This is a genomic window from Ectobacillus sp. OTK, from assembly GCF_059698935.1.
The window spans coordinates 1,295,460-1,311,077 of record NZ_AP048547.1 but is presented as its reverse complement, the minus strand read 5'-3'; the positions used below and the strand labels follow the sequence as shown (position 1 = coordinate 1,311,077).

Below are 15,618 nucleotides of genomic sequence, written 5' to 3'. Positions count from 1 at the left end.
ATCACAAAGCATCCGGGCTTGAAAGGAGGAGTGATAATGATCGGGATAGAGAGAATCAGTTCGTTTCAATTGTTCTGTTTAATTATATTATTTGAGCTAGGAACAGCGGTTATGGTTCCGTTAGGTGTAGATGCAAAACAGGATGCTTGGATTGCAGTTTTACTCGGTATGCTCGGAGGTCTGCTAATTTTCTTCATTTATGCTTATCTGCATCGGCACTTTCCCCGCCAGCCATTAACAGGCTATGTAAAACAAATTGTCGGTCAGAAGGCAGGCTTTGTTATAGCACTGCTATATACTCTTTTTTTTATCTATGGCGCTGCAAGGGATTTAAGAGATGGGATGGAGCTGCTGCGCCCTACCTATAATGAAACCCCTTTATCAGTTACCGGGCTTATTATTATGAGCTTAGTTTGTTATTCTTTATATAAAGGGCTTGAGGTACTATCACGTGTAGGGGAGATATACTTTCTCTTGTTCTTATTCATGGGAATACTAGCACTAGTATGTTTACTTTTTTCAGATGTAATAGATCCAACAAAGGTACTTCCTCCGTTAGAAAAAGGATGGAAACCCGTTCTCACTGTCACCTATGAGCAAACAATTATGTTTCCTTTTGGTGAGATGATTTGCTTTACAATGGTACTGCCTTATTTACTTCATCCAAAATCCGGGTTCAAAATTGGAACAATTTGCATTTTAATAAGCGGGACTATACTATCGCTAACTGTGTTTCTAGAAATTTCGGTACTAGGAGCAAGCAAGGTTAGCGCTGTTATGTTCCCGTTTTTAAGGTTAATGCAGTACATTAACATTGGAGATGTTATACAGCGGCTTGATGCATTTGTTCTTATTAGTTTAATTTTGAACGACTTTTTTAAGGTTGCCATTTTTTCCTATGCCGCCATCATAGCTGCTGCAGATGTGCTCCATATTCAAAAAAATAAACTTGTGCTTCCAATCGGGAGTATAATCTTTTTGGCATCTCTAGCTATCGCTCCGAATGCACAAACCCATTTTGAACAAGGAAGGTTTGCTTTAAAATACATCTTTCCTCCGTTCGCACTCTATATACCTCTTTTGCTCATGATTATAGAATTGCTTCGCACAAGGCTAAGAGGAAAAAGAAAAGAAGAAATATAAACTCACACGCTAGAGGGCAAGCAAGCCAATGAAGCTAGATAATGCTTTAAAAGCTATACTTTCATGGATAAGGAAAATTACTATGCCTTCGACTACTAGCAACTTTTCATTGCAGATAAGAGATATAAATGAAGAAAGATATGAAGAGCGGGATGTGCCTCTTTTGTTTTTGCTAAAAAGCTATTCTTCTATTTCTAAAACAAGCTGCCGCCATCATCCCGCTTTACATCCCTATTTTCACCCACAGCTTTCCATCCCGGATTTCAAAGTGTTTAATGCTTCCAACTGGAATAGACTTAATTGTATCAATCTCATCCAAATTCATCTTCAGCATCCGCTCCTCATACACTGTGTACGGAGGTTTATTTAAAACTCTTCTCTTCATCCACTCCTGATTGAACGGCTTCATATATGGAACCGTAAAGTATAAGGTTCTATGCTCCGCTTTCAACGGTTTCAAATCAATTTCAAAATATACCTGCAGCAAAAGCTTTTTCGTCAAACCGCTGATGCATATTATTCCGCCGTGAAAGGATACATCCAAATTCCGAATCTCCTCCTGTTCCTTAATCCCCTTGCGAAACATCCATAGTAAACGGTCCGCAGTAATTGGAATAGAGACAGCCTTATCCACCGCCATGCTTGTAAATGTTCCTTTTAACTTTTTAAAGAACTCCTTCACTTGTATCACCTGCTTTAGTTTATACAAATTTCTAAGCCTCCTATAAAAAGTATGTGAAGGCTTCAAATAGATTGACAGACGAGTCAACACTACAGCGATAGCGAATATAGTGCAGGTTGTGGTAACATCGAGGATATGGGTAAATCTAATTAAGTGTTTGGAAGGGGATTATCGTTTTGATTCAATACGAGGAGCTTCATCACATTGGAATAAATGTGACTGATTTAGAAAAGGCAAAACATTTTTATAGTAAAATTCTCTGTTTGAAGGAAATTGAGCGCCCCAATTTTGACTTTGAAGGAGCATGGTACGCAATTGGACAGCAGCAGCTTCATTTACTTGTCTGTCCAGGCTCACAAACAATTCGACCCGATAAAAGGTTAAGCAGCAGAGAAGGACATTTTGCGCTGAGGGTGAAGGACTATGATCAAACCTTACGTTGGTTAAAGCAGAATCATGTTGACGTACTCGAAAAGCCAAATAGCGTGAGCGGCTTTGCACAAATCTTTTGTGCTGACCCAGATGGAAATTTGATTGAACTGCATGTAGAGCAAAAGAACTTACAACGTTCATAATTAGCAGACAAGCAGTTTCAAGCTGCCTGTCTGTTGATCCCCTTTAACGCGATAAAATTGCTTCGTTATTGCTTTGATTAGGAGGCTCTATCGGATAAACATTCTCCTCTACTACCTGAAGCTCCATTAAACACCTCTTCTGTTCTTTTCGTATGTAAACAAAAAAAGAAGAACAATATAAGAATTAAGAAGAATGTTTCTCGTAAAGATCATGCGGAGGTGCTTATGTATGGTAGAGATGAAGCAATATATGGAAGCATTAAGGCAGGCTGTAAGCAGCCTGTTTAAAAGCCATTTTGGTATCGAAATAGAAATTGCCCAACTAGATACGGGCAAGACAGAAATAGAATCCAGGGAAATTTCTGTTTTGCTTGGAATTGTAGGGGACTTAAAGGGGCAAATTATTTGTTCCTTCAATGAGGATACAGCAAAAAATATTGTCGGAATGATGATGGGAGGCATGGAGATTCCCGAAATTGATGAAATGGCTTGGAGTGCCATTCAGGAATTCGGCAATTGGGTGGCAGGAACAACAGCCATTGAAATATCCAAAAGAGGGACTTCTGTAGATGCAACACCGCCAGTCCTGAATAAAGGCATCTCTACCTTCCGATCCCCTGATCAGTTTACTACCATTGTCCTAAAGGGTCTAATCGGAGAAATCAATGTATATGTATCTCTAAAAAGTGCATAGCATACAACAAAGAGGCTGACCCAAAGGCTGCTAAACGCAACCTTTTGAGGGCAGCCTCCATCTTTTGAGACATCCTCTTTGTTTGCACAGGTTTGAGACGCGGTCAATGTTGTTCCATGTTCTATTTTACTCACCGAAAATATTCATGCTTAGGTATCTCTCCCCTGTATCAGGAGCAATACACACTACACGTTTGCCTGCACCTAACCGTTTCGCGACCATTATAGCTGCATAGACGGATGCCCCTGATGAAGGCCCAACTAAAATTCCTTCCAGTCTTGCAAGGTTTCTGGTTGTTTCCAATGCCTCTTCGTCAGCGATTTGGATAATTTCATCATACACGCTTGTATTTAAAATAGGGGGAATAAAGCCCGGACTTGTACCAACAAGCTTGTGCGGACCCGGCTGTCCACCGGATAAAACCGGAGATCCCTTTGGCTCAACAACCGCTACATACAGCCCTTGTATTTTTCCCTTCAGCACTTCGCCGGTTCCTGTAATCGTGCCGCCTGTTCCGGCAGTCGCGACGAACGCATCGAGCTTTCCTTCCATTTGCTCGTAAATTTCAAGAGCGGTTGTACTGCGATGAATATCCGGATTTGCTTTATTTTCAAATTGCTGCGGAATGAAGCTGCCTGGAATTTGCTCCCGAAGCTCCAGTGCCTTTTGAATAGCACCCGGCATGCGCTCAGCAGCTGGTGTTAACACAACCTCTGCTCCATAGGCCTTCAAAATATTAATACGTTCCTTTGACATATTATCAGGCATGACTAAAATTGCTTTATACCCCTTTGCCGCCGCGTTCATTGCCAGCCCGATACCTGTATTTCCGCTTGTTGGCTCAATAATTGTGTCTCCTGGACGAATCAGCCCCTGCTCCTCTGCGGTCGCAATTAAGTTATATGCAGCTCGATCCTTTACGCTGCGGGACGGATTGAACATTTCCAGCTTTACATACACATCAGCTGCCTCAGCCGGCACAATTCGGTTTAAGCGAACAAGCGGTGTTTTTCCAATTAGTTCTGTTACATTATTGTATACATTCATCACAGTCTCCTTCATCGCCGTTATGTAATATACATCATCTTTTCCTGCACCTGGTTTTCAATCCCAAATCCCAGTAAAATTATAGGAGAATATAAACATAACGTATCATTTCCTGTTCATAGGGTCAATTACGAAGGCTGATTTACGCAAAAAAAGACAGATAAGATTTCTCTCCATCTGCCATTCCATCACAATATTCCGTCGTCCCGGCTAAATGGAATCCACCTCAACGAACCAAATCATTACCTCTCTTTTTAACGGTATCATATCCGCCAACCTCCTTTCATCTATTTGAACGATTGTTCCTACAGCGGGCGATAAAATGCAGCTTGACGATCTCTTACTTCGTCGTACATTTGCTGTACGCGTGCTTCATGCAAGAGTTCCTCCTGCGAACGTCTTCGTTTTGTGATAGTAATTGTGAAAAATAAGAAATGAAATCTCATGTAAAAAATCCTCTCTTCATGTATAGTTTGTAAGAATAGTAAAAACTGCACAAAAAAGCCGCAGAAATCCGAATGACTCTGCGGCAAAGCATAGGAAAAGCCGCAGGAGACAATTCGTCCTGCGGCTGAATGGTTTTGGGCAAAAAAACTGGGCAGTTTTCAGTTCCGTATCGGCGCGGTCGAATTAAATATAAGATTGTATGAAGCTTTGGTCATAGGAAACATTACAATCGTCATACAATTCATCATTTTATTCGACCTCCTTTTTGGAAATTTATTCTTACACAGTAAAGTATATACACATAGGGATTCATTGTAAACTACTAATTTAGAAAATATTTGAATTTCTTCATTATTACAGCAAAATAGACTTGTATCATTGGTTCCTTATTGAAACATCGTGAGCCATGCAATTGTTTCAACCAGCACAATCAGCACTGCTCCGCTAATCATAAGCGCCGTTGTGCGAAGCAGCTCATTTTCGCGAGACGGAATGTTACATAAATAAGCGCCAAGTGTAATGCGAGATGGGCAGGCAATGGTGGAAATAGAGGAGCTTGTATTTTGGCTTATCGAAATCAATTGCCAAGGCAAGCCGACGTGCTGCGCTGTTTGGGCCTGCAGCTTAATAAACATGGCATTTGAACCGGCATTGCTGCCTGTTAAAAATCCTCCTATCGCTCCAATGAACGGCGTTACAATCATGAACATCTTTCCGAACGCATTTCCTGCCGTTTGCGCGAGCAGCTGATGCATACCAGAAGCTCCCATTATTTCTGAGATAGAAATAAACATTGTGGTCGTAATCGCAAATGGGATCCATTGCTTTATTGTATTGCGTAATGACCGTTTCACAATTGAAAACGGCACACGAAACAGCATAATCGTAAAAACACATGTAAGGCCGAGCCAAAATCCAGGAGAGTATAAAAGTGCGAGCTTATAGGAATAGGATGGCAGGTCTAGAACGAAATTTGATTGTAGTGCGTATGAAACACTAGGGATTAACCGTGAAAGTAAAATGCATGAGGTAAGAAATAGGTATGGACTTAATATCTTGACAATATTTCGATTTTCTCCAGATAACGAAGCTGCACTTTGTGAGTATGCCGCTTTTCGTTTAGCGGCGGAGGTCTTGATGCTAATTAATCCAAAAGCAATTGTCATCGCTGAACTCAAAATACCCGCAAGCTCCACGCTTACGTAGGTGCTAAATAAAAAGATAGACAGCGAGAATAAAAGAAAAAAACCAAGCAGCTCCCGCCATTTTTTCCGCACTGCCCTCCAGCCCTCTACGATGTACAGAGCAACTATCATCATGTATGCAAAAATAGGTGTGCTTAGAACCGCTGTGCCAGACCCGATAACAGGAAGCGGAATATTCACGAGCTGCGAACCGATAATCGTTCCGGTTGCAAGTGCTCCCCATGAACTAGCCAGCAGTCCGATAAAGGAAAGAAGCGCAGACTGAAACGGCGGGTAACCAAGCGATAAAAAAATCGGCGCCGCAACCATAAAGCCGATGCCAAATCCACTTGCCGATTCGATAAGCGGACAAAGCCCAAAGCATATGAGCAAAGTCTGCATCAGACGGTCATTCGTTGTGTCCGATACAAAGGAGGCAATAGACTGGATTAAGCCTATTTGATTCATAAGGTGAAACAAAAAAATACCAAAACATAATACATACGCAACAATGAGACAAATCAATGCCCCCTTTGCCGTCGCATGAAGAATTTCCCCTGTATGTAACTGAAATGGCTGAAATAAAAGTACGATGCCTAAGCAAACCAAATAAGAGAAAATGGCAGATCGAAAAGATGTTTGCTTGAATACAAATAAAAACAGAAAAATACTGAGAATCGGGCTAAGAGCGAGAAGTATTTCCACGTTTTATCACCTTTTGTATGGTAATTTGACAGGTCATTGACCTGCCAAAAACTATTATATAACAGTTCACGCTAAACATAAACTGTTTTTACACAGTCAATTCCATATAAAAAGGACGCCCTGTTCATGAGGACGTCCCTTTGTATTTTATTTCACTGCAACAGTACGGGCAGCTTGAATCAAGTCACGAATCCCTTGCTTATCTCCTTCTTCCAGCAGGTCGATAATCCGGCTGCCGACAACCACACCATCACACGTCTTCGCCATTTCCTTCACATGCTCCGGCGTAGAAATACCGAAGCCGGCTAGTACAGGCAATGTTGTAACACTCTTTACGTGCTCCAAGTATTTGAACAAACTGTCTTGAAACTCACGGCGGGCGCCCGTTACACCTGTTACTGTTACCGCATATAAGAAGCCGCTCGCTTCAGATGCGATTTTACGGATACGTTCAATCGGGCTTGTTAATGTAACAAGCGGAATCAGCGCGATATTTGCAGGCTTTAGAAGCGGAGACAATATATCATTGTGCTCAAACGGCAAATCTGGAATAATTAAACCATCTACCCCGGCCTGCACGCAATGCTCAATAAAGCGTTCACGTCCAAAGGATAAAATCGGATTTAAGTATGTCATTAAGACAAACGGTACGGACACATGCTGGCGAACCTCTGTAAGAGCTTGAAAAATATCGCTTAGCGTTGTCCCGTTATCAAGCGCGCGCTTGCCAGCACGCTGAATCGTTGGGCCATCCGCAACCGGATCAGAAAACGGAATGCCGATTTCAAGGACACTTGCCCCTTCTTTATCTAAAAACAAAATCGTTTCCTTTAGCTTCTCTAAGCCTCCATCACCCGCCATAATATACGGTACGAATGCTTTCTCTCCTGCTGCCTGTAATCTTTGAAATACGTCTTGAATGCGTTCTGCTCCCATGTTATTTCCCCCCTGCCAAGTAGCCTTTTACGCTTTCTACGTCCTTATCGCCGCGTCCCGATAAGCAAACGACAATGCCTTCTTCCTTCTTCATCGTTGGCGCAAGCTTCATTACGAATGCAATCGCATGAGAGCTTTCCAATGCTGGAATAATACCCTCTTCACGAGCTAGCAATTGAAATGCCTCTAACGCTTCCTCATCTGTTACAGAATGATACTCGGCACGACCTAAGTCCTTCAAAAGGCTATGCTCCGGTCCAACACCTGGATAATCAAGACCTGCCGAGATAGAGTGCGCTTCTTGAATTTGCCCATCCTCATTTTGCAGCAAATACATCATGGAGCCATGCAATACGCCGACTCTGCCCTTCGTTAGTGTCGCCGCATGCTTCTCAGTGTCCACACCAGACCCCGCTGCTTCCACTCCATACAGCTTTACCTCTTCATGCGGAACAAATGGATAAAACATTCCCATCGCATTGCTGCCGCCGCCAATGCAGGCAACAACTGCTTCTGGCATTCTGCCCTCTTCAGCCAAGTATTGCTCGATTGTTTCTTTTCCAATGACGCTTTGGAAGTCGCGTACAATTTGCGGAAACGGATGCGGTCCGAGTACAGAGCCCATAATATAATGCGTATCCGCCACGTTTGTTACCCAGTAGCGAAGCGCTTCATTTACCGCATCCTTTAGCGTTGCGCTTCCAGAGGAGACACCTTGCACCTTCGCACCTAGCAGCTCCATACGGAATACGTTTAGCTTTTGACGGCGAATATCTTCTTCTCCCATAAAGATGATACACTCAAGTCCAAGCAATGCACAAACCGTCGCAGTTGCAACGCCATGCTGACCTGCGCCTGTTTCAGCTACGATTTTCTTTTTGCCCATACGAACTGCTAATAGCGCCTGACCGATTGTATTGTTAATTTTATGGGCACCTGTATGATTTAAATCCTCACGTTTTAAGTAAATTTTCGCTCCGCCTAATCTTTTTGTTAAATTTTCTGCAAAATAAAGCGGCGTTGCACGACCAACATATTTTTCCAAGTAATGGTTCAGCTGCTGGATGAACGCTTCATCCTCCATCGCTTCCTTATACGCAGCCTCTAATTCCAATACTGACTGCATTAATGTTTCCGGAATATAACGACCTCCGTAAATGCCATAATGGCCTCGTTCATCTGGATATGTGTAGTTAAGCATGTTGACTCTCCTTCACTGTTTCTATAAATCGCTTTATTTTTCTAACGTCTTTTTTCCCATCTGTTTCTAAACTGCTGCTTGCATCAATCATATACGGCTGGACAAGGGAGGCAGCTTCCTGCACATTGTCTGCGCTCAAGCCGCCGGCCAAAATAAGCTTTGAGCGAAGATCCTCCGGCATATCCTGCAGCACATTCCAATCAAAGGTTTTCCCGTTACCGCCGTGATACTTCTCCTTCGGACTGTCAAATAGCACATAATCCACATTATACCCCGCCGCCTGCTGAATCGCCTCGGGAGATGCAACGCCGAATGCTTTAATCGCAGGAATTTGTATAGTGCTGCAATACGCTTCATCTTCTTCTCCGTGCAGCTGCGCATAGTCGAGACCGCACTGCCTTACAATTGCCTTCACTCGCTCCTGTGTTTCGTTTACAAACACCCCGATTTTCAGCACATCTTTAGGCAGCTCAGCAATAATCTCTGCTGCCTGCTCCGGCGTCACCTGACGCTTGCTTTTCGCAAATACAAATCCCAGTGCATCCGCGCCATACTCGCACGCTTTCTTTGCTGTCTCTACGTCCGTAATACCGCAAATCTTTACCTTCATCCTCTTACACCTGCAATCCCGCAAACAATTCCTCAAGCGAGGATGCCGTCATAAACGCTTCTCCGACAAGAATCCCCTTCGCGCCCGCACGCTGCACACGCTCTACGTCCTCTCTCGTTTTAATGCCGCTTTCGCTGATGAACAATGCACCCGATTTCACAATGCGCTCCGCCAAACGCTCTGTTGTCTCAAGCGTAACCTCGAAGGTTTTCAAATTGCGGTTATTTACGCCAATAATCGCCGGCTGAATAGAAAGTGCCGTTTCCAGCTCCTCTTCGTCATGAACTTCTACGATTACATCAAGTCCATATGATGTCGCGTAATTGTACAGCTCTTGTAAACGCTGCTGCGATAAAGCCGCAACAATTAATAAAATAATATCCGCCCCTGCATCGTTTGCGCGGTCAATTTGTACCTCATCAATGACAAAGTCCTTGCATAAAAGCGGTACTGTCGTAACGGCACGCACCTTTTCCAAATCCGCAAATGAGCCTTTGAAAAACTTTGTATCTGTTAGTACGGAAATGGCACTCGCTCCGCACCGTTCGTACGTTTTCCCCTGCTCCTGTACATCAACATTTAAGTTTAAATCCCCTTTAGAAGGAGATGCCCGCTTAATTTCCGAGATAATCGTTAAGCTTTTATTACGCAGGCTTTCCGCAAGCGAAGCATGCGGCTTTTTTTCCCTAGAAAATGTTTGTGTCTTAAGTTCCTCAACTTCTACGCGCTTTTGTTCTAAAATCGTATCTAAAATAGTTCCCATCTATTTCACCTCTTCTGCGGTCTTATTGCTTTCTTTCGCCAGCTGCTGTAATTTTGCGAGCGCACTTTTAGAATCAATGCTCTCCTTCGCCAGCTCCACGCCTTCCCCAATTGTTTTTGCTTTTCCGTTCGCAAGCAGCGCCAAGGCTGCGTTTAGCAAGACTGTATCGCGATGCGGACCCAGCTCTCCCTGTAAAACGCCGAGCGTAATACGTGCGTTCTCCTCTGACAGGCCGCCGCGAATCGCGCTATTAGGCACACGTTCAAAACCCAATTCCTCTGGATGCACAACGATTTCTTGAATCTTTCCATCCTCCAGAAGAACAATATGATTTTCACCCTGCAGCGACGCTTCATCTAAGGATCCGTTCCCGTTTAGCACAACCGCCCGTTTTCTGCCAAGCTTATGCAGCACCTCTGCGACCGGCCGCAGCATTTCCCGTTTATAAATACCGATAAGCTGTGTTTCTAAGTCAATCGGATTCGTCAGCGGGCCGATAAAGTTAAATATTGTTGGAATATTCAGTTCTTTTCTGATTTTCGCAACCCGCTTCAGCGCCGGATGAACGGATGGCGCAAATAAAAATGCAATTCCTACTGTCTCTAATAATCGCTCAATTTCCTCAGGCGGGCAAGCAATATTTACTCCCAATCTCTCAAGCACATCCGCACTCCCCGTTTTGCTGGATACGGCGCGGTTTCCATGCTTGGCAACCTTAATGCCTGCACCAGCTAATACAAATGCTGTTGTTGTGCTAATATTAAACGTTTGTGCACCGTCTCCGCCTGTTCCGCAATTATCCATCGCGCCGGCAATTGTTTTTCGAAACGGCACCGCCTTCGCCCGCAGTGCGCGGACGAGGCCGAAAATTTCATCAGATGTTTCTCCCTTTACCTTTAAACCGACTAAAAATGCCGCTATTTCACTATCCGATATTTCCCCATCCACAAGCTGTAAGCCAGCCTCATATACTTCCTCTTCCGTTAGATTCTTCCCCTCAATTAACTTGCGAAGATACAGATTCATAGCGGCTCCCCCTTTGCGTATATTTCAAAAATTGATTGATCATTGTTTTTCCATCCTTCGTCGCAATCGATTCTGGGTGGAACTGTAGTCCAAACAGCGGATATTCACGATGCTTAATTGCCATAATTTCACCATCATCCACGCTTGTCGCCAATATTTCAAATTCGGCCGGAAGCGTAGTCTTCTCTGCTACAAGCGAATGGTAACGCATCACTGTAACCGGCTGCGGTACATCTTGAAAAATTGACGTGCCAGTGTGCTGCAGCACCGATGTTTTGCCATGCTTCACAAGATTCGCGCGCACAACCTTGCCGCCAAGGGCATGAACCATTGCCTGATGGCCAAGGCAAATGCCCAGAATAGGAATCGTTGGCGCCAGCTGCTGCACCACCTCAACGCAAATGCCAGCATCTTCTGGACGACCTGGACCAGGAGAAAGCACGATCGCATCAGGCCCAAGCTGCTTAATTTCGTCGATCGTAATTTTGTCGTTACGAATGACCTTGACCTCCGCATCGCACATACCGAGCAACTGATACAGGTTATAAGTGAACGAATCGTAATTATCAATTAATAAAATCATTTCATAACCTCCAATAATGCTTTCGCTTTATTTATTGTTTCATCGTACTCTGCTTCCGGGCTTGAGTCGTACACAACCCCTGCACCTGCTTGAATATATGCATTACTATCCTTTACAACCATCGTCCGAATCGCGAGCGCCATATCCATATCACCGGCAAAGGAAATATATCCGACCGTTCCCGCATATACGTTGCGCTTTCTGTTTTCCAATTCATCAATAATCGTCATTGCACGTATTTTCGGCGCCCCCGATACCGTACCGGCAGGAAGACAATGCTGCAGAGCATCTAGGCATGTCATTCCGTCACGTAATTGTCCCGACACCTCCGATACAAGGTGCATAACATGTGAGTAACGCTCCACGGCCATGAATTTATCAAGCTGAACAGAGCCGATTTCGCTAATAAAGCCAAGGTCGTTACGACCGAGATCGACAAGCATTAGATGCTCTGCCTTTTCCTTCTCATTGTCTAACAGCTCCTCTTCAATCTGCTTATCAAGCTCCGGCGTTTTGCCGCGCGGTCTTGTTCCGGCAATCGGATTTGTCGTTACCTTTTTTCCGTGCACTGCGAGCAGGCTTTCCGGTGAAGAACCAAGCACGATATAATCCGTAAAATCAATATAGAACATATACGGCGATGGGTTTGTTAAGCGAAGACGGCGGTATAAGCCGAACGGGTCACCCTCAAACTGCGTTTGCAGGCGCTGTGACAGCACGACTTGAAAAATGTCACCGGCGCGAATATACTCCTTTGCTGTTTCAACCATATCTATAAATTGGTCCTTCGTCACATTGGAGGTAAAGGATGCATCGAGGCGAACATGCGGCACATGCACCGTCATGCCTTCCATAACCTGCTGCTTCATCTGCCGCAGCACTTCTCCCACTTCTTCGTAGGATGTTTCTTCTCCCGCTCTGTATACATACACAAATGAGACGGTTTGCATCTTATGGTCATACACGAGAAACGTATTGTAAAACATCATGTGCGCTTCCGGCATCTGTAAATCATCTACATTCACTTCGCCAAGCACCTCATATTGCCGAATCACATCGTAGCCGACATACCCAATCGCACCGCCGCAAAACGGAAACGGGCTTTCCACCTCATGAAACGGAAGAACGTCGCCAATGACATCAAGTACCTTTCCTTCTCGAACCTCCAAGCGATCCTGAAGCAGCAGCTCTACCTGCTCTCCCTTGCTTTTAATTTCTAAATAAGGATTGCCGCCGATAAAAGAATAGCGTCCTTTATCCTCTTGTCTGAGCGAGCTTTCAAGCAAAAACTTTTTCGTCCCCTGCAGTCTTTGATACAGCACAATCGGTGTTACTTGATCTCCCTCCATTTGCTCGATAACTAAAAATGTTTTCCCTGCTTCCTTTTGCTGCAAAAACTGTTCTTTTTCCATCCTAAACCCTCCTATATATATAAACCGCTGCGATTTTTTCCATAAAAAAACCTCTGCATGTGGAATACATGCAGAGGACGATATACAATACCGCGGTGCCACCTCAGGTTGGATTCAAACGAATCCCTCTTTTTTCAGATACAGCTTTCATATCCTATCCTTGTAACGGCGGAACCCGGGCTGCCTACTATAGGTTCAGCGAGCCTCTCGTAAGTCCATTCCGTATGTGCAAACGCGCCGGGCTCTCACCCATCCCCGACTCTCTGGAACGCTGCTATCATACGTACTACTCTTACTCATCGATTTGATTATTTATTTTTTATAAACAAAAAGGGGCCACTCATCCTATCAATGAAAGGACGAGAAACCCCGTGGTGCCACCTTTATTGGCCGCAAATGCAGCCCGCTTTTCACATTCAAGCGATCGCTCGAACGTGTGTCTCTTATAACGATGAGACGGTTTCGCCAAAGCCTACTCCAATTTCGGTTTGGTAGCTCAGAAGCCCATTCCATACTGCTCTCATACTGATTCGCACCAACCATCAGCTCTCTGACATGTTCACAATATGTACTCTTCTTCTTCAACGCTTTCCGTATTTAAGTTACACCTATTGTAGTATATGAGATTTTTACATGTCAACACATTTCCAACTTAATTTTTCTTCCTGCTTTAAAGTTATTATTCTCCAAAATAAAAACAATCCCATAAATAGTCAAAAAATTCGCACTACAACCCTTTATATTTCTATCTTTCCAAGGGAGCTAAGTTCAGAATAATCTTATTTTTAAAAAACAATATCCTTACATCAGAGGAAGCAGCACGCTTGATCTCATATCAACATGAATCTGGGGAAATATAGTAAAAATAAATCGCATTGACATATCCAAAAAAAGAATACAAGCTCTAGCACAACAACAAATGCACACTTTCGACAAAAATACCGCATCCCCCTCCAAATTTCGCCGCAATCTTAATGTTTTCTTTATTTTACATTAAATAAACTGCAATACTTCTTCTGTATGATACTACTTAACCTGTTGAGATATTGCGGCTTCCGTTCAAGCTATCCCATTTATAGGCCCTACTTTTTGAAATAGGAGGTATTTCCATGATCACCCGATTTGAAGAATTCAAAAACAACGGTCAAGCCTCGCTCCCGAAACAAGAAGAACAGCGACATCTCTCCATTGCCCCCAATCCTGCAAGCGTCGTTGGTATACATGTAAGCAAGTCCAAACTAAAGCTGAAGATTGGACAGCAGGAGATACTTCATGCATCTGTTCTGCCTCATAACGCCGCTAACCAATCCGTAGAGTGGAAAAGCAACAGACCGGAGATAGCGGAAGTTATGCAGGATGGACAAGATGTCATTGTGAAAGGCAGACAGCCGGGACGCGCCATTTTAATCGTTACGACAGATGAAGGGAAATTTCGCGACATTTGTATCGTGACCGTACATTCGTACTTAACCAACCCAAAATAGCCTTTACGCATGTTCCGATGAAATCAAACGTCTTTGCTGCTGCGTCAAAAAGAAAAACACGCCAGCCAGCACAAGGGCACCGCCAAGTATCTGCATACCTGTCAAGCTTTCACTCAAGAGCAGAAAAGCCAAGGCCGTCGCGCCGACAGGCTCTCCCAAAATGCTCATCGAGATTGTGGTTGCATTTACATAGTTCAGCAGCCAATTATTGATGAGATGGGAAAGCGTCGGCACGGTGGCAAGCAGGAAAAACATGCTCCAATCAAGCTGCGAATAGCCCGAAAACGGCGTGCTTGTCACTGCGTTATATACCGTAAGAAACCCTGCCGCAAACATAAACACACAAAAGCTGTACAGCCAATGCGAAACTTTCTTCACCGTGCTTTGTCCTATGAGCAAATAGCCGACAACAGCAATCACGCTCAGGAAGGATAGGATATCCCCGAGCATTGCCTGTCCGCTTAAGCCAAAATCCCCCCAGCCAATCATCATTACACCGATGATTGCAATACCCATCGTAGCTAATGCTGAAGCCGTTGTACGCTCCCGAAAAAAGAAAAAGCCCCCTGCAAGCGATACGAGCGGCTGCAATGCTAAAATAATCGTAGAGCTGGCAACTGTCGTAAACTTTAACGAAGCGAACCACAGCAAAAAGTGCAGCGCCAAAAAGAAACCGGAGCCTGCAAGCAACAACCAATCTCTTCTCTCGATACTTTGAAACTCCGTGCGCTTGCGCCAAACCACCGGCAATAAAAAGAAACCCGCTAACCAAAGACGATACATACTTAAAATCGATGCCGGTGCACTCGATACCTTCACAAATATAGCTGAAAATGAAATTGCAATAATTGACACCGCAAGCGGCAGAGCAATCGATTTTCCTTCCTTCAAAGTCCTTCCCCCTCTTGTTTTATACCCAAATTATTATAATATGCCCAGGCATAAGAAAACACAAATTTTGGATACTCTCCAGCTCCCGCGGCCTGCTCCCTTCCGCAGAGCAACCTTCCCCGCCAAAGGCAAAAAGCGCCTCCTTGTGCGGAGAACGATCCCCTTCGCGAGCTAACCAGGCTGTGTCCGCTTTTCTTGTGAGCGGCTGTCGTAGCAATTTTCCGCCGTTATGATA

General features: G+C 44.1%; 16 protein-coding genes and 2 other annotated features. Of the genes, 4 read left to right on the top strand and 12 right to left on the bottom strand.

Features of this window, described 5'->3' with window-relative positions; all coding sequences use genetic code 11:
- Positions 1–36 precede the first annotated feature (36 nt).
- Complete coding sequence (locus AC6HZ4_RS06435) at positions 37–1,143, top strand: GerAB/ArcD/ProY family transporter (protein ID WP_497494158.1); 1,107 nt, start codon at positions 37–39, stop codon at positions 1,141–1,143.
- Between the two features lie 223 nt (positions 1,144–1,366).
- On the opposite strand, the gene AC6HZ4_RS06430 is transcribed toward AC6HZ4_RS06435, so the two are convergent.
- Positions 1,367–1,852: a hypothetical protein gene (locus AC6HZ4_RS06430; RefSeq protein WP_497494157.1), complete on the bottom strand. Its 486-nt coding sequence runs from the start codon at positions 1,850–1,852 to the stop codon at positions 1,367–1,369.
- A gap of 149 nt (positions 1,853–2,001) precedes the next feature.
- Between AC6HZ4_RS06430 and AC6HZ4_RS06425 the strand changes: the two genes are divergently transcribed.
- Both AC6HZ4_RS06425 and AC6HZ4_RS06420 read left to right on the top strand, forming a co-directional pair.
- Positions 2,002–2,400 (top strand): VOC family protein, encoded by a 399-nt coding sequence (locus AC6HZ4_RS06425; protein ID WP_497494156.1) that lies wholly within the window; start codon positions 2,002–2,004, stop codon positions 2,398–2,400.
- Positions 2,401–2,629: 229 nt separating this feature from the next.
- Positions 2,630–3,094, top strand: coding sequence for a chemotaxis protein CheX (locus AC6HZ4_RS06420; protein ID WP_497494155.1), 465 nt, complete (start codon positions 2,630–2,632; stop codon positions 3,092–3,094).
- Positions 3,095–3,220: 126 nt separating this feature from the next.
- Here AC6HZ4_RS06420 and cysK read toward each other — a convergent pair whose 3' ends face one another.
- The 10 genes from cysK to trpE form a co-directional block, all read right to left on the bottom strand.
- On the bottom strand, positions 3,221–4,141 hold the full coding sequence (gene cysK / locus AC6HZ4_RS06415) for a cysteine synthase A (RefSeq protein ID WP_497494154.1): 921 nt from the start codon (positions 4,139–4,141) through the stop codon (positions 3,221–3,223).
- A gap of 305 nt (positions 4,142–4,446) precedes the next feature.
- Complete coding sequence (locus AC6HZ4_RS06410) at positions 4,447–4,587, bottom strand: YrzI family small protein (protein WP_497494153.1); 141 nt, start codon at positions 4,585–4,587, stop codon at positions 4,447–4,449.
- A gap of 387 nt (positions 4,588–4,974) precedes the next feature.
- Positions 4,975–6,477, bottom strand: coding sequence for an L-lactate permease (locus AC6HZ4_RS06405; protein ID WP_497494152.1), 1,503 nt, complete (start codon positions 6,475–6,477; stop codon positions 4,975–4,977).
- A gap of 147 nt (positions 6,478–6,624) precedes the next feature.
- The gene (gene trpA / locus AC6HZ4_RS06400; RefSeq protein WP_497494150.1) at positions 6,625–7,413 is read right to left on the bottom strand and encodes a tryptophan synthase subunit alpha; all 789 of its coding nucleotides are present in this window, start codon (positions 7,411–7,413) and stop codon (positions 6,625–6,627) included.
- Between the two features lies 1 nt (position 7,414).
- The gene (trpB, locus tag AC6HZ4_RS06395; RefSeq protein ID WP_497494149.1) at positions 7,415–8,614 is read right to left on the bottom strand and encodes a tryptophan synthase subunit beta; all 1,200 of its coding nucleotides are present in this window, start codon (positions 8,612–8,614) and stop codon (positions 7,415–7,417) included.
- The gene (locus AC6HZ4_RS06390; RefSeq protein ID WP_497494148.1) at positions 8,607–9,224 is read right to left on the bottom strand and encodes a phosphoribosylanthranilate isomerase; all 618 of its coding nucleotides are present in this window, start codon (positions 9,222–9,224) and stop codon (positions 8,607–8,609) included. The genes trpB and AC6HZ4_RS06390 overlap by 8 nt, the downstream gene beginning before the upstream one ends.
- 4 nt (positions 9,225–9,228) lie before the next feature.
- Entirely contained in the window at positions 9,229–9,987 is a 759-nt protein-coding gene (gene trpC / locus AC6HZ4_RS06385; RefSeq protein WP_497494147.1) for an indole-3-glycerol phosphate synthase TrpC, read from the bottom strand.
- Complete coding sequence (gene trpD, locus AC6HZ4_RS06380) at positions 9,988–11,013, bottom strand: anthranilate phosphoribosyltransferase (RefSeq protein ID WP_497494146.1); 1,026 nt, start codon at positions 11,011–11,013, stop codon at positions 9,988–9,990.
- Complete coding sequence (locus AC6HZ4_RS06375) at positions 10,985–11,596, bottom strand: anthranilate synthase component II (RefSeq protein ID WP_497494145.1); 612 nt, start codon at positions 11,594–11,596, stop codon at positions 10,985–10,987. The genes trpD and AC6HZ4_RS06375 overlap by 29 nt, the downstream gene beginning before the upstream one ends.
- Positions 11,593–13,008 carry an anthranilate synthase component I gene (gene trpE / locus AC6HZ4_RS06370; RefSeq protein WP_497494144.1) on the bottom strand — a complete coding sequence of 472 codons (1,416 nt, stop codon included), beginning with the start codon at positions 13,006–13,008 and terminating at the stop codon, positions 11,593–11,595. The genes AC6HZ4_RS06375 and trpE overlap by 4 nt, the downstream gene beginning before the upstream one ends.
- Before the next feature lie 70 nt (positions 13,009–13,078).
- Positions 13,079–13,317 (bottom strand) — a binding site (T-box leader).
- 43 nt (positions 13,318–13,360) lie between these two features.
- Positions 13,361–13,602, bottom strand: a binding site (T-box leader).
- A 515-nt stretch (positions 13,603–14,117) separates the two neighbouring features.
- On the opposite strand from trpE, the gene AC6HZ4_RS06365 reads away from it, so the two are divergent.
- Positions 14,118–14,492 carry an Ig-like domain-containing protein gene (locus tag AC6HZ4_RS06365; protein ID WP_497494143.1) on the top strand — a complete coding sequence of 125 codons (375 nt, stop codon included), beginning with the start codon at positions 14,118–14,120 and terminating at the stop codon, positions 14,490–14,492.
- A 3-nt stretch (positions 14,493–14,495) separates the two neighbouring features.
- On the opposite strand, the gene AC6HZ4_RS06360 is transcribed toward AC6HZ4_RS06365, so the two are convergent.
- Positions 14,496–15,383, bottom strand: a complete 888-nt coding sequence (locus tag AC6HZ4_RS06360) for a DMT family transporter (protein WP_497494142.1) — start codon at positions 15,381–15,383, stop codon at positions 14,496–14,498.
- Between the last annotated feature and the right edge of the window lie 235 nt (positions 15,384–15,618).